This window comes from Pseudomonas sp. C2B4, assembly GCF_013359695.1.
In the GTDB taxonomy this organism is placed as follows: Bacteria; Pseudomonadota; Gammaproteobacteria; order Pseudomonadales; family Pseudomonadaceae; genus Aquipseudomonas.
Map to the genome: position 1 here is coordinate 31,607 of NZ_JABFMU010000046.1, position 21,594 is coordinate 53,200.

19 protein-coding genes are annotated in these 21,594 nt (G+C 58.9%); 9 read left to right on the forward strand and 10 right to left on the reverse strand.

All coding sequences use genetic code 11. The annotated features are described in order from the left end of the window. The first annotated feature begins 50 nt into the window (after positions 1–50). The 3 genes from HNQ83_RS23480 (at position 51) to HNQ83_RS23490 (ending at position 3,538) form a co-directional block, all read left to right on the forward strand. Positions 51–2,000, forward strand: a complete 1,950-nt coding sequence (locus HNQ83_RS23480; RefSeq protein WP_175391140.1) for a DNA topoisomerase III — start codon at positions 51–53, stop codon at positions 1,998–2,000. Between the two features lie 182 nt (positions 2,001–2,182). Further along, positions 2,183–2,686 carry a GNAT family N-acetyltransferase gene (locus tag HNQ83_RS23485; protein WP_175391141.1) on the forward strand — a complete coding sequence of 168 codons (504 nt, stop codon included), beginning with the start codon at positions 2,183–2,185 and terminating at the stop codon, positions 2,684–2,686. A 522-nt stretch (positions 2,687–3,208) separates the two neighbouring features. Continuing rightward, positions 3,209–3,538 carry a hypothetical protein gene (locus HNQ83_RS23490; RefSeq protein ID WP_175391142.1) on the forward strand — a complete coding sequence of 110 codons (330 nt, stop codon included), beginning with the start codon at positions 3,209–3,211 and terminating at the stop codon, positions 3,536–3,538. Positions 3,539–3,741: 203 nt separating this feature from the next. Here the strand turns inward: HNQ83_RS23490 and cynR are convergent, their stop codons facing one another. Then, entirely contained in the window at positions 3,742–4,623 is an 882-nt protein-coding gene (gene cynR / locus HNQ83_RS23495) for a transcriptional regulator CynR (RefSeq protein ID WP_175391143.1), read from the reverse strand. Positions 4,624–4,745: 122 nt separating this feature from the next. On the opposite strand from cynR, the gene cynS reads away from it, so the two are divergent. From cynS to HNQ83_RS23510, 3 genes are all read left to right on the forward strand, one after another. Further along, complete coding sequence (gene cynS / locus HNQ83_RS23500) at positions 4,746–5,213, forward strand: cyanase (protein ID WP_175391144.1); 468 nt, start codon at positions 4,746–4,748, stop codon at positions 5,211–5,213. A gap of 94 nt (positions 5,214–5,307) precedes the next feature. Continuing rightward, entirely contained in the window at positions 5,308–5,556 is a 249-nt protein-coding gene (locus HNQ83_RS23505; RefSeq protein WP_175391145.1) for a DUF2790 domain-containing protein, read from the forward strand. A gap of 41 nt (positions 5,557–5,597) precedes the next feature. Continuing rightward, a complete protein-coding gene (locus tag HNQ83_RS23510; protein WP_175391146.1) occupies positions 5,598–6,260 on the forward strand; it encodes a carbonic anhydrase in 663 nt (220 codons plus the stop codon). An 80-nt stretch (positions 6,261–6,340) separates the two neighbouring features. On the opposite strand, the gene HNQ83_RS23515 is transcribed toward HNQ83_RS23510, so the two are convergent. Continuing rightward, positions 6,341–6,691, reverse strand: a complete 351-nt coding sequence (locus HNQ83_RS23515) for a BON domain-containing protein (RefSeq protein WP_175391147.1) — start codon at positions 6,689–6,691, stop codon at positions 6,341–6,343. Positions 6,692–6,862: 171 nt separating this feature from the next. Continuing rightward, positions 6,863–8,365, reverse strand: a complete 1,503-nt coding sequence (locus tag HNQ83_RS23520) for an aldehyde dehydrogenase family protein (protein ID WP_175391148.1) — start codon at positions 8,363–8,365, stop codon at positions 6,863–6,865. 398 nt (positions 8,366–8,763) lie between these two features. Here HNQ83_RS23520 and HNQ83_RS23525 point away from each other — a divergent pair, with 398 nt between their 5' ends. After that, a complete protein-coding gene (locus tag HNQ83_RS23525; protein ID WP_175391149.1) occupies positions 8,764–9,279 on the forward strand; it encodes a DoxX family protein in 516 nt (171 codons plus the stop codon). A 119-nt stretch (positions 9,280–9,398) separates the two neighbouring features. Here HNQ83_RS23525 and HNQ83_RS23530 read toward each other — a convergent pair whose 3' ends face one another. Both HNQ83_RS23530 and HNQ83_RS23535 read right to left on the reverse strand, forming a co-directional pair. Further along, positions 9,399–10,367, reverse strand: a complete 969-nt coding sequence (locus HNQ83_RS23530; RefSeq protein WP_175391150.1) for a Nit6803 family nitrilase — start codon at positions 10,365–10,367, stop codon at positions 9,399–9,401. Between the two features lie 104 nt (positions 10,368–10,471). After that, positions 10,472–11,407 carry a GlxA family transcriptional regulator gene (locus HNQ83_RS23535; RefSeq protein ID WP_175391151.1) on the reverse strand — a complete coding sequence of 312 codons (936 nt, stop codon included), beginning with the start codon at positions 11,405–11,407 and terminating at the stop codon, positions 10,472–10,474. 1,030 nt (positions 11,408–12,437) lie between these two features. On the opposite strand from HNQ83_RS23535, the gene HNQ83_RS23540 reads away from it, so the two are divergent. Next, a complete protein-coding gene (locus HNQ83_RS23540) occupies positions 12,438–15,944 on the forward strand; it encodes a tripartite tricarboxylate transporter TctB family protein (protein WP_175391152.1) in 3,507 nt (1,168 codons plus the stop codon). A gap of 41 nt (positions 15,945–15,985) precedes the next feature. On the opposite strand, the gene HNQ83_RS23545 is transcribed toward HNQ83_RS23540, so the two are convergent. From HNQ83_RS23545 to HNQ83_RS23565, 5 genes are all read right to left on the reverse strand, one after another. Next, complete coding sequence (locus tag HNQ83_RS23545; RefSeq protein ID WP_175391153.1) at positions 15,986–17,530, reverse strand: glycosyltransferase family 39 protein; 1,545 nt, start codon at positions 17,528–17,530, stop codon at positions 15,986–15,988. 3 nt (positions 17,531–17,533) lie between these two features. Beyond that, the gene (locus HNQ83_RS23550; protein ID WP_175391154.1) at positions 17,534–17,812 is read right to left on the reverse strand and encodes a lipid-A-disaccharide synthase N-terminal domain-containing protein; all 279 of its coding nucleotides are present in this window, start codon (positions 17,810–17,812) and stop codon (positions 17,534–17,536) included. After that, complete coding sequence (locus HNQ83_RS23555) at positions 17,809–18,555, reverse strand: glycosyltransferase family 2 protein (RefSeq protein ID WP_175391155.1); 747 nt, start codon at positions 18,553–18,555, stop codon at positions 17,809–17,811. The genes HNQ83_RS23550 and HNQ83_RS23555 overlap by 4 nt, the downstream gene beginning before the upstream one ends. Positions 18,556–18,602: 47 nt before the next feature. Next, positions 18,603–19,580 carry an NAD-dependent epimerase/dehydratase family protein gene (locus HNQ83_RS23560; RefSeq protein ID WP_175391156.1) on the reverse strand — a complete coding sequence of 326 codons (978 nt, stop codon included), beginning with the start codon at positions 19,578–19,580 and terminating at the stop codon, positions 18,603–18,605. A gap of 177 nt (positions 19,581–19,757) precedes the next feature. Next, positions 19,758–20,378, reverse strand: a complete 621-nt coding sequence (locus tag HNQ83_RS23565; RefSeq protein WP_175391157.1) for a cell wall hydrolase — start codon at positions 20,376–20,378, stop codon at positions 19,758–19,760. A 141-nt stretch (positions 20,379–20,519) separates the two neighbouring features. On the opposite strand from HNQ83_RS23565, the gene HNQ83_RS23570 reads away from it, so the two are divergent. Next, complete coding sequence (locus HNQ83_RS23570) at positions 20,520–21,371, forward strand: CAP domain-containing protein (RefSeq protein WP_175391158.1); 852 nt, start codon at positions 20,520–20,522, stop codon at positions 21,369–21,371. Positions 21,372–21,594 lie beyond the last annotated feature (223 nt).

A 21,594-nucleotide genomic window follows, 5' to 3' on the forward strand; every position in this document is an offset into this window, starting at 1 on the left:
TTCTCCCGCCATTCTGTGCACCTCCCGGACACTGATCGACGATGGTGGTTATGCGGCTGTACCTCTGTGAAAAACCTTCCCAGGCCAAAGACATTGCGGCCGTACTCGGCGCCAGGCGCCGTGGCGATGGTTGTTGGCTGGGAACGGACGTCACGGTGACCTGGTGCATCGGCCATCTGCTGGAAACGGCGCCGCCGGACGCCTATGACGCGCGCTACAAACGCTGGGTGCTGGCAGACCTGCCGATCATCCCGGACAAATGGAAGATGACCGTCAAACCGCGCACCGCCAGCCAGTACAAGGCCGTCAAGCGCCTGCTCGGCGAAGCGTCGGAACTGATCATTGCCACGGATGCCGACCGTGAGGGCGAGATGATCGCCCGGGAACTGGTGGAGCACTGCCGCTATCGTGGCCCGATCCGCCGCCTGTGGCTGTCGGCCCTGGACGACGCCTCGATCCGCAAGGCCCTCGCCGCGCTCAAGCCAGGCGCCGAGACCTTCAGCCTCTACCATTCGGCACTGGGACGCAGCCGGGCCGACTGGTTGATCGGGATGAACATGAGCCGGCTGTTCACCCTGCTCGGGCGCCAGTCCGGTTATCAGGGCGTATTGCCGGTCGGTCGGGTGCAAACGCCGACCCTGCGCCTGGTGGTGGATCGCGACCGCAGCATTGCCGATTTCGTGCCGGTCGCCTACTGGGCCATCGACGTACAACTGCTGCATGAAGGCACCGCCTTCACCGCACAATGGCGGGCGGCTTCCGAGGTTTGCGACGATCAGGATCGCTGCCTGAATCAGGCATTGGCCCAGCAGGCCGCAGCCGCGATGACGGGTGCGGCGAGCGCCCGGGTGATCAAGCTGCGCACCGAACGGATGCGCGAAGTGGCACCGCTGCCGTTCGACCTGGGCACCCTGCAGGAAGTCTGCTCGAAGAAACTCGGGTTTGGCGCCCAGGAAACCCTCGACATCGCCCAGGCGCTCTACGAAACCCACAAAGTCATCACCTACCCGCGCAGCGACTGCGGCTACCTGCCACTCAGCCAACACAGCGAAGCCCCGGCCATTCTGGCGGCATTGCAGCAGGCCGACCCGGCGCTGAATGCCTTGCACGATCACCTGGAACCTCAACGACGCTCACGGGCCTGGAACGATGCCAAGGTCAGCGCGCACCACGGCATCATCCCCACGGCAGCGGCGAAAAACCTTGAGCGCCTGACTGGCAAACACCGTGCGGTCTACACCCTGATTCGCGCGCGATACCTGGCGCAATTCCTGCCCAACCACGAATACGACCGTACCCAGGCTGACTTCGACTGCGCCGGTGAAGCCTTGCGCGCGGTCGGCAAGCAGATCGTCGAACCGGGCTGGAAACGCGCCCTGCCCGAAGCCCTCGCCCCGGCCAAGGGTCGTGAGGCTCCAGCCCCGCAAACACTGCCCAACCTCAGAGAAGGTATCGATTGCGCAGTGGCCAGTGTGCAGCTCAAGGATTTGTGGACCCAACCGCCGAAGCCCTTCACCGAGGGCGACCTGATCAAAGCCATGAAGAACGTGGCCAAGCTGGTGGACGATCCGCTGCTCAAGCAGAAACTCAAGGACACCACCGGCATCGGCACCGAAGCGACCCGCGCCTCGATCATCCAGGGCCTGCTCGACCGCGGTTATCTGGTCAAGAACGGCAAGGCACTGTCTGCCACCCCGGCCGCGTTCAGCCTGATAGATGCCGTCCCGCGGGCAATTGCCGATCCGGGCACCACGGCCATCTGGGAGCAGGCGCTGGACATGGTGCAGAACGGGGAAATGAGCCTCGAAGAGTTCGTCACTAAACAGGCGGCCTGGATGAGCAAGCAGGTGGCCCGTTGCGCCGGCCTGGGCCTGACCATCAGCGGCCCGGCCAGCCCTGCCGGCAAAGGTGCCACGCCGTGGAAAAACAAACGCAAGCCGGCCAAGCGCAAGGCATCGACCGGCGCCAAACGCACAGCAAAACCGGCGAGCAAGGCTTGAAGCAATCACACCGCACCTGTGGCGAGGGAGCTTGCTCCCGTTGGGGTGTGCAGCAATCCCTGCTCTTTCAGGGATAACGGGGCCGCTTCGCGACCCAGCGGGAGCAAGCTCCCTCGCCACAGGTTCCTCTTGGTTCGATCTATCATTGGCTGACTGGTATCGCGCCTCAGGGGCCACTTCCCATGTCGTCAATAGCACTGCATGCCGCGCAACGCGACGAGCTGGAAACCATTGAAAACCTGATGCAGTTCTACACCTATGACTTCAGCCAGTGGTTGCCGCTGAAACTCTCCGAGCACGGCTTCTTCAACGTCCAGCCAAAACCGGATTACTGGCGAAACCCCGCAACACACCCTTTTCTGATCAGGGTCGACGACGAGCTGGCCGGCTTCGTGACCGTGGATGACGACACCCACCTGCCCGGCGCCCGCTATAACATGGGCTACCTCTTTGTCGCACGACGCTTTCGTGGCCAGGGTGTCGCGAAGTTTGTCGTATCCACCCTCTTGAGCCGATTCCCCGGTCAATGGCAGATTTTCCACATCGATGCGAACCAGACAGCGCGGTGCTTCTGGACCTCGGTGATACCGACACTCAGCCCCGGCGGATTCACCCGGCACCAACACACCATCGACGGCTATCCCTGCACCCTCTACCGCTTTGAGGTTGCACCGCAGCCCTCCTGACCTGCGCTTTCCCCTCCCTTTTCCTAATTCCCCACAGCTTTGTCCGACAATATGTAGTGACTGAAAATAATCACTACAAAACCGTTGACGACTCCGTTTTGCCCTTGCATGATGCAGACGTCTCCCCGATCGGGAGTACAGGCAACACGTTTGAGCAAGCTCGTCTGACCGCCGAGCTGTTTTTTCCGGATACACGCTGCCCACAAGGCAGATTGAAGAAGCTGACCTGGCCTGAACGTCCAGTACAAGGGCGAGAAGCGCTGGCGATCCATCCTCATGAAGCTTGTGGCCGACCCTGAAAACGTCGGCAGGGCCAGAAGGTTATCGCTGCTTCTCTTCGTTGTGACGCTATTGCGTAGCAGTTATTCAACACGACTACATGCAACAGACGCGGGACCCCGTCGATTTCGACGGACGACTGCTGACGTCCTGGTTTCGGTGCCAGGGATCAACTAACCGATGGGCTACTTGTATTAGCGAACCAACTTTGAAAGATCACCAATTGGTCAAGGGGGCTTTACCATGAATCTGAACAATCAACCGACTATCGAAGAACTGGCTCGTCTGTTCGCAGCGAAAAAAGATACGCTCGACAACCATATTCTGTGGATCAGCAAATCGGGCAGCGTTCATATCGATTGCCTGTCGCCCCACGCCCATGAATCGGAGTTCGACCAGAACAACCAGAACCTGCTTGCCCGACTGAAGATGTACCGTCGCGGCCAGGGCTACGTCGGCAAGAAAGCTGCGGCCGACAAAGACTTCATCGGTAATGTTCTGCAAACGCTGAAACAGGCCTGGGCCTCGATGCAGAATCAGAACGAAGTTCGGGTGATTGATCGGTTGTACTAATTAAGTTGAGTCTTCACTGACTCATCAAATAAAAAGGCCTGCTCCTAATAAGAGCAGGCTTTTTTAATGCCTGAAGTTCAGGTTCAACCACATCCACTGTGGGAGCGAGCCTGCTCGCGAAGGCTAACTTCCAGTCGACATCCATGTTGAATGTGCTACCGCATTCGCGAGCAGGCTCGCTCCCACAAAGGGGGTTGTGGTGCTTATGAGATATTTGTACCCAACACCAGATCCACAAACGCCAACGCCGCCGCGCTGTGATAGTTGTTCTTGCGCCGAAGCAGCGCCGCCCCGCGCCTCGGCGCCTCTCCCGCCAGTGGAATCCTGCGCAAGGCACGATCGCCCGTGGCGATAGGTTCCGGAAGGATGGTCGCGATCGCGGTGTGGCGAATGACTTCCAGCAGCGTATTGACCGAATTGACCTCGATGGCCACCTTCGGTGTGATCCGCGCCTGAACGAAGTATTCGTCAATGCAGGTACGGGTGACGAAGTCCGGGGTCAACAAGGCGAACTGCAACTGCGCGACCTCTTCAGAGGTCAATGCGTCCTGGCTCTCATATAACGGGTGCGCCCGACCGACCATCAACCCCAACGTCTCGGTAAACGCCGGAATCGACTCGATCTCAGCGCTTCTCACCTGATCAAACGCAATCGCGATATCCAGTGAGTCATCCGCCAGCCCGGCCTCGATGTCGTCCATCGACAATTCGAACACTTCCAGATGGATATTCGGGTACCGCGCCACGTAATCGCGCACCAGCGGCCCCACCAGGTACGCCATGAAGGTCGGGGTCATGGCCAGGCGCAAGCTGCCGCGGGACAAGTCCTTCACGTCATGCAGCGCACGCTTGCCCGCCTCCAGTTCCACCAGCACCCGTCGGGCGCACTCGATGTAGGCCTGGCCCGCATCGGTGGGCTTGACCGTGCGCGAGGTGCGATCGAACAGGCTGACGCCGAGGGTTTCTTCCAGCTGCCGAATCTGTTGCGACAAGGTCGGCTGGGACACGTGCAAGGCTTCGGCGGCGCGAGTGAAGCCGCCGTTATCGGCGACGGCCAGCAAATAACGCAGATGACGCAGCAGCATGGGATCTCCATCTATAGGCAGTGCTTATACCTTGCATTGTATATCGATCTTGGACGCTATGAATTGATTGGCAGAAGATGAGCCCACACCCAAGCACACCCCACTGCAACAGGAGATTCACCATGCAACAGTCCCACTATTACAACGACACCAGCCTCGAACTGACCGCTAAAATCCTGGACGCCAAAGCTCGCAAGAACCTGTCCTTCGAAGACGTCGCCAAAGGCACCGGCCTCGGTCTGGCTTACGTCACCGCTGCCCTGCTCGGCCAGCACCCGCTGCCGGAAAGCGCCGCCAAGGTCATCGGCGAAAAGCTCGAGCTGGACGCCGACTCGGTGGCCCGCCTGCAAATCATCCCGCTGCGCGGAAGCTTGTCCGGTGTTCCGACCGACCCGACCATCTACCGCTTCTACGAAATGATCCAGATCTACGGCACCACCCTCAAAGCCCTGGTTCACGAACAGTTCGGCGACGGCATCATCAGCGCGATCAACTTCAAGCTGGACATGAAAAAAGTCGAAGACCCTGAAGGCGGTCACCGTGCCGTGATCACCCTCGACGGCAAGTTCCTGCCCCTGCGTCCTTTCTGACTGGACACCGGCCCGCAGCCTCTGCGGGCCTACTTCAAAAAAACTGACTCAACCCGGATTCAACACACCACCACATTCGTCTGGAGGATTCGTCATGAAAAAAATTCTGTTTTTCGCCCTGGCACTGACCGCCTCCCTGTCGGCCTTCGCCCAGAATCCCGCCGTTGCGTCAGAAGCTGTTCCTTACGCCTACGGCATGCACCTGGACATCGCCCACGTTGTAAACATCACCCCCGCCGCCGAGGTGTGCGGCCCGACGCCAGTGCAAATGACTTACCGCGATTCCCACGGTGAGACCCATGTTCTGGAATACAGCATCGTTGGCACCGGTTGCACGAACTGACGATTCCTCGATCACTCATCAACGCATTGCAGGTACACAACATGAAAGCGCTCATCGACGGTTTTTTGAAGTTCCAGAAAGAAGTCTTTCCACAACGTACCGACCTGTTCAAACACCTGGCCACCACCCAACACCCAGGCACCTTGTTCATCACCTGTTCCGACAGCCGTGTCGTGCCGGAACTGCTGACCCAACAGGAACCCGGTGAGCTGTTCGTGATCCGTAACGCCGGCAACATCGTGCCCTCCTACAGCCCCCATCCCGGTGGTGTGTCGGCCACGGTCGAATACGCCGTCGCGGTACTGGGCGTCACCGATATCGTGATCTGCGGTCATTCCGATTGCGGCGCCATGACTGCAGTCGCCAAGTGCACTTGCATGGATCACTTGCCGGCGGTCGGCAGCTGGTTGCAACACGCCGAGTCGGCGAAAGTCATCAACGAGTCACGAACTCATGCCAATGAAGCGGCGAAAGTGAGTTCGATGGTGCGGGAAAATGTTATCGCGCAACTGGCCAATATCCAGACACATCCGAGCGTGCGCCTGGCTCAGGAGAAAGGCCTGTTGAATTTGCATGGTTGGGTTTACGACATCGAAACCGGTTCGATCGATGCACTCGATGGCAGCCGCCGCCGCTTCGTATCGCTCGCCGAGCACCCGACCACCTGCGCCCTTCAAGCACGATCCGCAGAAGCAGCAGCCTGAATTTTGAATCCACTGACAGCGACACGGCCGACGCAGCGCTTCCGGCTCACGGGAGCGCTGCACTGACACGACCGACAGGGTTATTTATCGTCCACCCTTGTTGATGATTGTGACCGCTTTTCTGGGGCCTCCTCAGCGTTGGGCGCTTCTGGAATATGGCCTGGCGTGAACACGTGAGTCAGCAAGTCCCGGGCATCGACTTCGACGACGCCCTGAACCGAACGCGCCAGACCAACAGCCTGCTCACACTGTTTATGGGTGTTGACGCGGCCGCTCAACGCTACCGTGCCCGCATGGGTTTTGACATGGATTTGCAGGCCAAGGCTTGGTTCGGCCATGGCCAGGGCTGACTTCACCCTGGCGGTAATCCACGTGTCGTGAACGCCCCTTTCCAGATCCTGAGAGTAATGTTGAAACGAATGAAGTTTCATGATGCAACCCTCTACACGGAAGCAGATGCGCTGCCCGCCCCATTTGCGGTGCAGCCCTCTGCCTCTCAGGCGAGCGTATGGAACATCTGATTCGTTTTGGAGTGCTCGCCCACCACTACAGACACACATGAAAAGTATAGTGCGGCCGTCGCGCGGGGTCGGGGTGCCGACTCAACGTTTGACCGACAGATCCACCTGGGTCATGCGGCTGCGAATGGTAAAAACCCCGTCGCCCGAGAGAATCGCGCTGCGCGCAAACAGACGACCGCTCTCCCAGTTCGACAGGCCCAGTTCCGGCTTGTTGAGCGCGTACTGGCCGTCGACCCAACGGGTAATGCCGTTACCGACAAACGGTGCGTTGACCGCGTTATAGAAACGTTCCTGGGTCGCCGCATCTTCGCTGATCAACGACACGGTGAATTGCGGGCTGTAGCGATTGAACAAGGCGATGGCGCCGTCCAGGTCGTTGACGATTTTCAGGCTGACTTCCGGGGTTTCTTCCCACTCCCACTCGCGACCCAACTGCTCTTCGGGCAACGGTTCGGCCAGGGCTTCGGTCTGGTAGCCCTCGGCGCGGTATACCTCGACGGTTGCGCTCTGCCAATCCGCCGGCAGGAACCCTTCGCTACCTTCGACGATGTGCAGTTTGCAGCCCTGGCCACGTGCCTTGCCGGCCTGTTGCAGTGCGTCGAGAAACAGCGGTACCAGTTCGGCGGCACGGTCGCGATGGATCAGGCAGACGTTGAGGGTGTTACAGACCTTGCGGTCGAGGGAGTTGCGCACCACGGCGGCAAAACGCGTGGCATCGGCATCCGTATGCGCGATCAGCCAGGCACCACCGGTGCCGTGCAGGCTGACGGCGGTGCCCGCCTGTTGCGCGATGCTCCCCAACTGGCTGACAGCGCGACCCGAACCACGGGCCACGGCCAGCGACAGGCGCCGGTCGGCGAACATCGCCCAACCGGCCGCATGATTGACGCTTTCCACCAGCGACACCGCGCCACTTGGCAAACCGGCGTCAGCCAGTGCCGGGTTCAATGCATGGGTGACGATGGCCTGGGCCGTGCCCAAGGCATCGCTGCCAATGCGCAGGACGGCGGTGTTGCCGGTGCGCAACACGCCGGCGGCATCGGCAAAGACATTCGGCCGGCCTTCGAAGACGAAGGCAACGATGCCCAAGGGCGATACCACCTGCTCGACTTTCCAACCGTCGTGCTCGACGCAACTGATCACCTTGCCACGCGAGGCCGACGCATCGCGCCAGGCCCGCAGGCCGGCAATCATGTCGCGGCGCATGCGTTCATCGGCCAGCAAGCGCGTGGTCGAACGGCCCCGGGCTTTGGCCCGTTCGATGTCCGCCTGGTTGGCCGCTTCGATCAAGGCCCAGCAATCCGGGGTTTCCAGGCGTTGCGCGAACAGATCGAAGAAGGTGCTGATCGCGTGGTCGGAAACTGCCGACATGGCAGTAAACGCCGCTTCAGCGCGCTCGATCGCAACTGCCGCCGCCTGCTGGTCAGCCACCGGGATCAACAACAATTCGCCGCTGACCTGCTCCACCAACAGGTGGTCTCCGGGCTGAAAGCGCGCCGCCAGTTCGGGGCTGACCACAGTGACGCGATTACCGGCGAAAGGGATCGGCGTGCCAGCGACTAGACGTTCGAGCGCAAGAGACATGAAGCGGTTACACCATGCAATGGGCGGGCGGAAAATGTATAGCAAAAGTCCGTGAGCGTCATCTGCCGGCCAGATCCGCCCTACGCAATCTCGACGACGCCGGTGTCCTCTGTGGGAGCGAGCCTGCTCGCGAAGCGGCCCGACCAGTCGACATCGTTGTTGGATGTTGTACCGCCTTCGCGAGCAGGCTCGCTCCCACAAGGGGTCATCAGTGTCTGAGGCAACGTATCAAAGTGTGTACAGCCCCATCCCTGACACAACAAACCTTCAAACCGCTGCGCAAGGGACACATCGCAGATACACCCGCCTGATGAAATTCGTCTGTCGATTGGCCAGGCCGATCCTTGCGCTGAACGGGCACACAGTTGCCCGACACCCCTGATTTGAAGGAGATCAACATGAGCACTTCGATTTCATCGGCCGTCAAAGGCCTGCACCTGAACCTTGACCGTGCCGGCAACTGGATTGCGCCGCTGACCCTGCGGGCATTCCTCGCCTGGGAGTTCTTCGAGTCGGGACTGGAAAAATTCAATGGCGAGAACTGGTTTGCCGACATCCAGGACCGCTTCCTGTTTCCGTTCAACCACCTGCCCGCCACGCTGAACTGGGAACTGTCGATGTGGGTGGAACTGATCTGCGCCCTCGCCCTGCTGGTGGGTCTGGCCACGCGCTTTTCGGCGATCAGCCTGATCGTCGTCACCCTCGTCGCGACCGCCGCCGTGCACTGGCCCGCCGACTGGTCGAGCTTGAGTGAACTGGCCCAGGGTTATTCCATCACCAACAAAGGTTACGGCAACTTCAAACTGCCGCTGATCTACCTGGCGGCCCTGGTGCCACTGGTGTTTTCGGGGCCGGGCAAATTCAGCCTCGATGCGTTGCTGGCCCGCTTCTTCTGGCGTCGCAGCCAGCACTGATACGCAGTCCCCTTGTAGGAGCGAGCCTGCTCGCGATGGACGTGAACGATAACGCGCTGAACCAGTCAACACGCGTCATCGTTAGCGACCATCGCGAGCAGGCTCGCTCCTACAGTAGGTCAGACCTCTTCCATCGCCCCTGTTTCGGACAGCTTCGGACGCGCACTGCGCTCATGCACATGAGCCTGCGGTGTGCGGTCGATCAGCAGGCTCAGCAGTTCCGGCCGGCTGTAGTGGCCGCGGGAATCCATCATGCGTTTGCGCTTGTCGATCAGGCCCATGTCGAGGTCGACGATCACCTCGCCCTCGCCTTCGGTCAAGGCGCCCAGCACCACACCGTCCGGGCTGATGATCGCGGTGTAGCAGCCGCCGGAAATCGGTCTGATCGAGCAACCGGTGTCGGCCATGATCTGCGCCTGCTGTTCGGGGTTGAGCCAGGCGGTGGAGTTGACCACGAAGCAGGCGGCCTCCAGCGCATGCTGGCGGATGTTGACCTCCATTTGTGAAGCGAACAGCGGGCCGGCGAACGAGCCGGGATACATCGAGGCGTGGATCTGTTCGCCATCGGCCATCAAGGCGTAACGGGCCAGCGGATTGTAATGTTCCCAGCACGCCAGCTGACCGATGCGCCCTACCGCGCTGTCGGTAGCGCGCAGGCCGGAGCCGTCGCCCATGCCCCAGATCATGCGCTCGTGGTAGGTCGGGGAAATCTTGCGGCGGTGCTGGATCAAGGTGCCATCGGCATCGAACAGCAACTGCGCGTTGTACAACGAGCCGCCATCCCGTTCATTCACCCCGATGGAAACGACCATCCCCGCCTCTCTGGCGGCAGCGCCGATGGCGTCGGTAGCGGCCGAGGGCACGGTCACGGCCTGGTCCAGCAGCTTGAGATGTTCCGCGCCCATTTCGAACGGCGCCTGGACGAAAGAGAAATACGGGTAGTACGGCACGATGGTTTCCGGGAACACGGCGAATTGAACGCCCTGTTCACCCAGCTCGCGGATTTTCTCCACGACTTTGTTCACGGTGCCTTCACGGCTGTAGAGCACGGGACTGATTTGTACGGCGGCGGCTTTGATAAGGGTCATGGTGGCGATCTCATTGAGTGAAGTGGGCTTCAACGAGACTCAGATTACGACAATAATATTTAGTCTTAAATGTCGTATACACCACTTTTCAGGACATCGAAGCGTCACGTCCGATTGGCACGCTGAATCACCTGCGGCGGCTGGCCAAACGCCCGGATAAACGCCCGCCGCATGCGCTCCCGATCACCGAACCCGGTGTCGGTCGCGACTGTATCGATGGAGTGCCGGCCGGTTTCCATCATCAGGCGGGCCGACTCCACCCGCAGGCTTTCGATGGCCTTGGCCGGCGACTGTCCGGTCTCGGCATGGAAGACCCGGCTGAATTGTCGAGGGCTGAGATGGGCGGCGTTGGCTAACTCCTCCACCGATAGCGCGGACTTGAGATTCTGCTTGGCGTAGGTCAACGCGGCCTGGATGCGGTCGGTCTTGGGCGCCAGTTCGAGCATCGCCGAAAACTGCGACTGCCCCCCCGCCCGACGGTGATACACCACCAGTTGCCGAGCTACCCGCCGGGCAACCTCGGCCCCCAAATCCATTTCCACCAGGGCCAGCGCCAGGTCGACGCAAGCGCTCATGCCGGCGGCGGTCCAGATGTTTCCATCCTTGATGAAGATGCGATCTTCCTCGACTTTGATGTTCGGATACGCCCGCTGCAACGACGCGGCATGGCACCAGTGAGTCGTTGCCCTGCGACCATCGAGCAGTCCGGCCTCGGCCAGGGCGATGGCGCCGGTGCAGATCGACCCCAGGCGCCGGGTGGTCTGACTGACGCTGCGCAAAAACGCCACAAGGCCCGGTGAGACCGGGCGGATCACGTTGTCGCCCATCACCAGCAGCGTATCGAACGGGCGCTGGTCGAAGGCCGTTGTTTCCACTGAGAACCCGGCAGAGGTCGGTACCAGGCCACCCTGTTCGGACAGCAAATGGATGCTGTACAGCGGTTCGTCAGCGGCGTTGTTGTTGGCCAGTTCGAAGGTGGCGGACATTGACAGACCCAAGACCTGGAAACCGGGGTACACGATGAGGCCGATGGATAGCATAGGGGGTCCCGGATGACCTTAATGGTGGCATAAGCTTATTTCACGCCAATTAAGCGCTGCCGCCCATTAATTAGCAACGGGTAGGATTTTTTATCAGCTCAAGGCATTCCTGGACACAAAAACACTGGAACAGTGTATTGCCCGCGTTACATCTTATGGATAGAAACACACCCTAAATTATTATCAACTTTACACTTCCTCGTCATGCATTACGCCAGCACCAGGAAAGTTCAACTTTTTTATGGAATATTTCGAGATCAAGACATCCAAAAATATTGCCATAAAGCATTAACATGCCTATGCACGCAGCGTAACTTTTATCAAAAACCGCACTTCCTCAGCACTCTAAATATGCGCTACCGACAATGGAACCAGGCGTTTATGGATCCAATCATCAATGCACCATAATTTATAAAAACCACTGACAGAGGTTTTTAAAATATTCATCCCCTGATGCCTTATTCTCCATTCAACCGCACTGGTCTGGATCCAAACCGCCACATCGCAGAACAGTTGCCGACCTGCATCCTGCCAAACACGTCAAGTTTCGCTACGTTGGTTTTTTCAGCATGCGGACAGCCGGTCCACTCCTCCATGCTGCTTAAAACCGCTCAAAATCAACTGGGTAGCCTGATTGCACCGGATCGAAAGACGACAACAGCGTTTTATGGAGTTTGATATAAAACCATCCCATCCAAATCAACTCCCCACCCCTTTTCCTGACCACACAACCCCCTCCACCAAAAACTTTCGCCTACCATCGATTGCGATCATTATTCTCAAATTAAAAATCACTAAAATTCGATTCGTGGAAATCCATCACTAAACTTCCCCATAGAAACCTGAAATGAAGTTCAGCCAACAACTTTCCAGTCATTAAAAAAACATACTCAAGGCGATGCGCCGCCTTATATCAAAGCCACCCGCCAGACTCGAAAATCCAAATAAAGCCGTGAAAACCCACTCTTAACCAACTGGTTAACGAGGTCTATACATAAAGGATAAGCGCAGGCCGCCCGAGGGAAAGGCCATGGACAACAACAAGGATTCAGGCACTAACCTGGCCTTCTGGGTGCCGGGCAGTGCAGTCATCCTCAGTCTGGTGGTTTCAACGTTCGCCCTGACTCGCGATCCGTTTCTTGAGCCGCGACCCATCGGGGCACAATTTCAGGCACAGATGCCGATCGAAGCGCGGTTATGGCAAGACCCGTTCGACGCACTGGAGCGATATCGCAAGAAGCTCAACGCCATTGGCAAAGCTGAGGCCGAAAAATTGTGCATTTCCACGATTGCCAAACTGCCGGGAGAATCCACTCCCCCCGACATCATGGTGGCGCTGGTTGAAGGTGGGCCTTATGCCGACGAAGTCGAACAGAGGCGGCGTATTCGTTACGCGTTGCTGGCGGGGTTCAAAAACTCTCACAGGGTGCCCGCTCAGGAGCAATACATACATTGTTTGAAACTCAACAAGAACTTCTCAAATGACGATCCGGCACAGGACAGCTTTCTAGATATTCCCTACGAGACTTTTGTCTCCAATCCACTGGATCCCGCAGTGCCTCTCGACGGAACGCCACAAGCTGCAACCCAGACAATCGTCTTCTGGCTGAAACAGGATGCTCTCGCTTCAAAACCCCTTCAGAGTTTGGAGACGTTACGCAAAATCCTGGCATGCAAAACCGGCACGGAGCAAGAATCGACCACTGCCACTGCCACTGCCACTAACGATCCCTGCGCCAATCCTCCCGAAAGCAACGCCATCCTGAAGGTCATCGGCCCGGCAACCTCGACAGTTCTGCGCGACATGTATCAGGAACAAGCAGACAACCAGGCTAGCGCCAATGTCGAAATTTACTCACCCCTGGCGACAGCCGACAACGAAGTACTCGAAAAAAACCTGAGGCCTGCGCAGCGGGATGAAACAAAGCCGTCGATGAAACTGCTACGCACCGTCAGCGACGACGGCACCATGACGCAATTGCTGCTAGCGGAGTTGAAACTGCGCCGTGTCGATCCAGTGACTGGATTGCGATGCAGCCTACGAGAGGAATATTGCCCAGATATCGGCTGGCGCCCAAGCAATCGCATTGCCTTGATCTCTGAATGGGACAGTTTCTATAGCCGAGCGCTGATCGAAAGTTTCAAGGATACGGTTGCCCGGGACCCCACCCTGCGCGAAGGCGATGAAAAGATGGTCAATCAATGGATTCTTCGCTTCAGCTATTTACGTGGGTTGGATGGCCGACTGCCCGAGGAAGCCGCGAGCAGTGACAAAACCGCCAGCACCGATGCCAGCAAGAACAACAAAGACGCGACCAAAATCGATCTCAGCCCGTTGGAAAAAGCCGATGGTAATGCCCAGCTCGATTATCTGCGCCGCCTCGCCGACCACATAGCGAAGGTCGATGCGACCTATCGACGCAACGGCGAAGACGGAATCGGCGCCATCGGGATATTGGGTGTAGATCCCTACGACAAGCTATTGGCATTGCAGGCCCTCAAGGCGAAGATGCCGTACAAACTGTACTTCTCCACCGATCTCGAAGCACGCATGCTGCAACGAGGCCAGGCTGAAACGACCCGAAATATGGTATTGGCCGCACCCTATGGGCTGACGCTGACCCGCGCATTGCAACAGGATGTGCCGCCGTTCCGTGACAGCCTGCAAAGTTCGGTGTTCATCTCCGTCCTGGCGGCATTGGCGCCACAACCCTTCAAGACCAAGTTTGAAAAATTCCACTATTCGAGATCCACACTGCTTTCTCCTGGCATCTATGAGATTGGCATCAGCGGATTTATTCCGTTAGCAAGCCCGTTGACCATTGACAAACGCCCCACAAGTTGCGAAGCCAAAACAGTCCGACCCAGTTCGGATCGCGACATACTGTCGAACGACCTTATGTCATTGCAGTGCCTCCAGGATCCTACGCAGCCTCCCTATCCCAAACCATCCTGGGCAACCCGCGAACAATTCAAACGATTGCAATCACGATTCTTTGCCGGTCCCTTGGCCATCACGCTTATCGTTCTTGGCGGGTTCATGGTCTGGCGTGGATTCGGAGGGGAACGCGATATCCAGAACCCGACATTCAACTGGGTGCGGGGTGTGTCGACGATGCTGTACCTGCTTGCAGTGCTCTGCGCCTTTATCGCCGTACGGTACTGGCAGGTGGGATTCCTGTGGGGCACGTTCGCACTGATCCTGCTGGGCATCTCCATATCGGATCTTGCCCACCGGATCACAAAGTGGCAATCGGCGCGCAATGAATCATCTGACGATGCAAGCACCGAGGGAGATGACGCCTCGGGGTGGTACATAGCAGTTCCCCTGGTCGCGTTTATCCTCGCAATCATGTGGGCGTTTCAGATGCGCAGCACGTTGACGGAAAAGGGGCTGGGCGAGCCGATGTTTCTGTTCGAAGGCATCAGCGCGTGGCCAACAGTCGCATTGCGCCTGGCCGCGGTGCTGATATCGCTCTCGGCGCTGGTATGGGGTTGGCGCAAACTGAGGGTCAACCGAGCGCAGATCGAAGCCGGTTTCCATCTGCGCGCGCGCATGCGCAATTACCCGACGAGCTTGTGGGGACAATTGCGGCTTTTCATTAGCAGGGGAAAAGAAGGGCACTGGACGCTTCATCGGTGGTGCAACGAATTGGGTCGCGGCCTGCTGTTAATCTTTTTCCCGCTAATGAAAGCCAGCGAAGAATGGTCAAGGTCCTGCCCAGCCGATAGGGTGGCCATGGACGGGCGTCGGAAGATTTACGTCGTACCCTTCTGGCGGGAACATTGTGTATGCGGCTCGTTTGGCGCTCGAATGTTGAGGACACTCCTGACGACCTGGATTTTTGTCGTGGTTACCATTGGGCTTATGGTCGTCTGGCCAATGGAGAGGATTCCCGTTCGTGGCACCTTGGATATATGGAGGTGGAGCTGGTTGGTCCCGAACCTGACTTTCCAGGCACTGGTGTTTTGGGTCGTGGACGCCAATCTGCTGCTAACCCGATTCATTCGTCATCTCAGCGACAACTATTCAATCTGGCCCGGAACATTGCAGCGCGAACACCAGAAAATATTTGGGATGCCCCTGCATACGTGTATCGACGAGTGGGTGGATCTGCAACTGATCGCCAAACGAACATCGGCCGTGAGCCGCCTTATCTATGCACCTACGCTGGTCATGTTGATCCTGTTGGCCTCTCGCAGTAGCTACTTTGATAACTGGCCGACACCGCCCAGTATCGCCATATCATTCCTGCTGACGGCGCTGATTCTGCTGTTCTCGGCACTATCATTGCGTCGTGCTGCGGAAAAGGCACGCACGATGGCGTTGCAGCGCATCGATACCTATCTGCTGGAAGCGCCTCCCAACGACGAGGGCTACGACAAGTTCCGCATGATCCGCGAGCGCATCAAGACCCTCAATACCGGCTCATTCTCGCGCTATTCCGAGGAGCCACTCATCAGGGCGTTGCTACTTTCGCTAACGGGTATTGGTGGCTCGGCACTGGTCGATGCGTTGAATTATGCGAACTTCTGACGGCCCGTCCTGAGCGCCCTGAACAGGTGGCCAGCGGCGCTTCATTTCGCAGACACGGCCGTTGATTTCGTCAGCGGGTCTGCCCAGGAGAACCGGTAGACCCTGGCCGACTGTTCAAACTGGCATATCCCGTTATCGGCATCAACGCCAACAACCGACCATTGCGCCCGAGAGTTTTCACCCAGTTCCTTCGCAGCCTCAGGCTTAAAGCACCGGCTCAACACCTCATCCGGCACCAACGCATAATCCTCTGGATGCTCACGCAGCCATTGCGCCGCCCTCTCCACCGTGGAATCGAGCATGCCGAAGTGCACGATCGGCTGCCGTGCAAACAACCAGTGCCCTTCGCTCCAGTTGACCAGCACCAGATCCGCGCCCCGGGTCAGGGTGTTCGCCTGCGCCATGATCGTTTGATTGGGGTTGGTGCCGTCCCGGACCGGCTCGACAAAACCGCGGGCGAACCACAGCACGAACCAGCTCACCACCAGCGCCGGGAACACTCGCTGCAAACGCGGGCGCTGGCGGAACCAGCGCTGCAACAGCCACGGCACCAGCGGCGCGGCGACCAGCACCAACGCGGGCAATGCCGGGTAAATGTACAGTTTGCGCTTGCCGGTGCTGATGCAGAAAAACAGCACCACCAGCGCCACCCAGCCCAGCAACACCAGCACTCGGCCGTCGCGTTTTTGTAGCTGCCGGCGCCAAGCGGGCACCAGCCACGGCAGCACCAATACCAACGGCAGCCAATATTGCGGAATGACCTTGGTGAAGAAGTACCAGAACGGTTCGCGGTGGTGCCACGCGGCGGCGTAGCGCCCCGCGGTCTGGCGCAGGAGGATTTCCCGGGCATAGGCGATTTCGTCAGCGCTGCCATTCAGTGCAATGGACAGCGCCAGCGGCAGCAACCAGATGGCAATGGCCGCCAGCATCACCCCCACCCCCAGCAGCCATTTGCGCGTCTCACCCGGCATCGCCACGACGCCGGGCCAGCCCTTGCGCACTGCATAGATGTACGGGATGAACATCAATGCCGGCAGAAAGCCCACGCCTTTGGTGATCACGCCGATGCCCATGGCCGCGCAGCCGACGTAGAACCAGCGCCACGCAGGCCCGAGCAGCAGATGACGCGCCAGGCCATACATACCCAAGGTCGTGAACAGGATCAGGAAGCTGTCGATCTGCCCGGTACGCAGAATGCTGTAGGTCTGATAGGTCGCCAGGTACAACAACGCGGCTATTCGCCCTATGCGCTGGTTCCATAACCGGCGGCCCAGGTCGTAGACCATCGCCGTGACCGTCACCGCGGAAAACAGCCCCGGAATATACAACGCGATGTTGGGCTTGCCGGTCAGCCAGACGAAGAACGCCACGGTCCACATGAAGATCGGCGGCTTGTCACCGTAGATTTCTCCGGCGCGATGGGGAATCAGCCAAGAGCCGTTGTGCAACATCTCCAGGGCGACGCCGAGGAAACGCTCCTCATCGACGTTCTGCGCCTGACGCAACCCCAGGCCTGCGCCGATCAACAGCAAGGCAAGCAGCATCAGGCCCAGGCATTCAACCCTGGGCGATAGCGTTCGGCGCATGACTTATTCCTTGGGTTTTCGGCTTTTGGCGATCAATTGCAGGTTGCGCAAATACACGATCGAACCAAAGGCCTGGCCGGCAATAAACACCGGATCCTGTCGGTAAATGGCGTAGGCGAACAGCAAGGTGCTGCCGACGATGCTCAAGTACCAGAAACTCACCGGGATCACGCTGCGCTTTTTGTATTCGCTGTACAGCCACTGCAGGACGAATCGACCGGTAAAGGCGATCTGCCCGGCAAAACCGATCACCAGCCACAAGGCTTCACGGGTCATGATCATGCCTCGATCTCCTGGGCGAGCTCCTGGGCTTGAGCGTCCAGGCGCGTACGCTTGATCAGCCACCAGACGCCCATCAGATCGAGGATGCCCACCAGGGCGCGGTCGAGGTTGCCGTACTTGGACACCCCGGCTGTGCGTGGCCGGTGGTTGACCGGGTGGACGATCATTCGGCCGTTGTGGCGCTGGATCAACGCGGGAATGAAGCGGTGCATATGGTCGAAATACGGCAGGCGCAAAAACGCCGCCCTTTCGATCAGCTTCAATCCGCAGCCGGTGTCCGGGGTGGCGTCCTTGAGCAGTCGACGGCGCAGGTTGTTGGCGAAACGCGAGGCCCAACGCTTGCTCGCCGTATCGCGGCGGTTGACCCGGTGCCCCGCCACCAGCTGCACAGCGCCCTCTCGACCGCGTATCAAATTCAACATGCCGGGGATGTCCGCCGGATCGTTTTGCCCGTCACCATCGAGCGTGACCAGCCAGCGCCCCCGCGCCTCTCGCGCCGCGTGGTAAAGCGAGGTGCTTTGCCCCAGCGAGCGCTCATGGCGCAGGATGCGCAAGGCACTCAGGCCTCGGCTCTTGATCTGCCGCAATTCGTGCAATGTGGCATCCGTACTGCCATCGTCGACCACGATGATTTCATAGGACTCATCGGCCAGGGCCAGACGAATTTCCTCGAGCAACGGCTTGAGGTTGTTCGCTTCGTTTTTCGCTGGAATCAGTACCGATACAAAAATGTCCTGGCGCATGGAATCCCCCTCGCCTGTTGGTCGTTGTGTTATCAGAGGCGAACGCTTCATATCCGGTAAAACCCTCGATACCACTTCACAAACTCCCCAACGCCAGTGGCAACGGACACCTGGGGGCGGAAGTCGATCCACGCGGTCAGCGCCGACACATCGGCCCAGGTCTTGAGCACATCACCGGCCTGCAACGGCATGAAATGGCGCGTGGCCTGCCTGTCCAATGCCGATTCCAGGCACTCGACAAAATCCAGCAGCGCCATGGGTTCCCCGCGGCCGATGTTGAACAGCCGGTTGCAGCCACCGTCAGGTGTTGGCGGCACCGGAGGGCGCGTGCGCAGACGCGCAATGCTTTCGACGATGTCGTCGATGTAGGTGAAGTCCCGCGCCATCTCGCCCTGGTTGTAGAGGTCGATGGGTTGGTCGTTGAGGATGGCCTCGGTGAATTTGAACAGCGCCATGTCAGGCCGGCCCCAGGGCCCGTAAACCGTGAAAAAGCGCAGGCCACTGGCCTTGAGGCCGTACAGATGGCAGTAACTGTGGGCGAGCAATTCATTGGCGCGCTTGCTGGCCGCGTACAACGACACCGGGTGATCGACGGCGTCTTCGACGCAAAACGGCAATTTGCTGTTGCTGCCGTACACCGAGCTGCTCGACGCGTAGATCAAATGCTCGGGACGATGCTGTCGACAGGCTTCCAGCACATTGAGGAAACCCACCAGGTTGGATTGGCCATAGACATCGGGGTTATCCAGCGAGTAACGCACGCCGGCCTGGGCCGCCAGATGCACCACTTCGCTAAACCGGTAATCATCGAACAATGCCAGCAATGCCGGTTTATCGACGATGTCCATTTTGCGAAAACTGAAGCCCGGCAAGGATTCGAGTTCCTTGAGCCGCGCCTGCTTGAGTGCTACATCATAGTAGTGATTGAGGTTGTCGATCCCGACCACCTCATGGCCGTCCAGGCACAAGCGCCTGGCCGTGTGAAAGCCGATGAAACCGGCGGCGCCGGTGACGAGGACCGTCACGAGGCACCACGCCACGAGGGTAAAGGGTTACTGCTCGAATACCACGCCTGCTTCATGTTTCTGTTTCCCGCTCATGACGTTTCTGACGCGTTGCTCCGCCATGAAGCTTGTAAAACAGAAATATTTCAGTTTCGGTGGTCCCACGTGAGTGATGACTGATTTCTCACGTTAAAGCGGTTATTTCGCATCCCCGCCATGGGGTTTGTAGAACTTGAACATTCCGATATTCACCGTATTGGTGTACTCCTTCGACCAGTCGGGTTTTACCGTGCGGTCATGGAAATACAGCGCACCTTTCGTAAGATCCGGCAGTTCCTTGTTCAACGCCTTGCGTGCGATTTCCTTGGCTATCGCGTAACGCGTTTCCTCCTGAACTGAATCGGAGCGTCCGTCACACCACCACGAAAACTGGCAGCTCTTGGTTTCCGAGCCCTGCTTGACCACACCGCACACGGTATCCGGAAACCCCTCATGGCCCAATCGGTTCATCACAACGTTGGCGACCGCTTGCATATCCTGGGAGTCCTGGCCCTTGGCCTCCCAATAAATGGAGCGCGCCAGGCAAGTGATGGCGTCATCCAGAGGCGCTTTGCCCGCCGGGTCAACAGCCTGGACTTCAGGCTGTGTAATGGCTTCGGATTTGGGCGCCGGTGCCGGGTTACTGTTTTGCGCCGCCTTTTGCTCCAGCACTTCAGCCTTGTCTTCGGCCACTTTTTGTTTTTGTTCCTGGTCGGCGGCGAATGCCGGAGCGGCAAGCATCGTCAGTGCGAAACAGGCAGCGATCCAGTCGAGGCGCATGGTCGAAATGACTCAGTTGGAATGATCGCTTCAGTGTAGTAGTGAAATGATTGCACACACGCCCTAACATTCTGGAAAATCCGTTGCCTTAACGGGAGCAACTTCACCCATCATGGGCGCCGTCAGCCAAAGGGGATTTCCATGCGCTTCACACTGTCCGCCGTGCGCTTTGCCGGGTTATCACTGGGTTTGCTGTTCGCGGCCAGCGCCGTGGCGAGCGACGAATCACAACTGATCGAGTCGATCAACCTCTATCGCGGCCAGCTGCAACGCTGTGCCGGCCAGGTCTCATCGGAACTGCCGCCGCTGGCCGCCGATCCGCGACTGGTACTGTCCGCCGCCAGCATCGGCAATCTGCAGCAAGCCATGGCCACCGCCGGTTACCCGATGAAGAACGTGCAGGCGATCAGCCTGACCGGCCCCCGTGATGTACCGTCGGCCATGAAGGCCATCCAGGAAAGCTTTTGCCAGATCGTGCTGGACCCGCAATTCGTCGACATCGGCGTCAGCCGCCAGGACCGGGATTGGCGCATCGTCGTCGCGCGGCCTTTGTTGAGCGCACGCCTGGGCGATTGGCAGACCGAAGGCCAGAAGCTGCTGATCGAACTCAACGTCGCCCGCAGCCGACCGCGCCAATGCGGCGCGCAATCCTTCGCCGCCACCACGCCGCTGACCTGGAATGCCACCCTGGCGACCGCCGCCGAAAGCCAGTCGCGCAGCATGGCCAACAACAACTACTTCGATCACAAGGATCGCGATGGCCGCACACCGGGTGACCGCGCGGAACTGGCAGGCTACGACTTCCAGCAGATCGGCGAGATCATCGCCGCCGGACAGGACAGCGTGCGCAAGGTGGTCGACGGCTGGCTGACCAGCCCAGGCCACTGCGCCAACCTGATGAACCCGCAGTTCCGCGACATGGGTGGGGCGTATGCGGTTGATCCGAAGAGTGATGCGGGGATTTACTGGACGGTGATGTTTGGGGCGCAGTAACAACCAGTCGAGACTCACTTTGTGGCGAGGGGATTTATCCCCGTTGGGTCGCGGAGCGGCCCCCAGCGCCCATCCAGACAGATTGTATTGTCCGGTTTGGCGACTGCTTCGCAGTCGAACGGGGATGAATCCCCTCGCCACAGGTTCTTCATTCAGAGGGGGTATTGCTGGGTGACGGTTAGTGAGTACTCATCCCCGCCGCCTGCATCAACATCCGCAATCC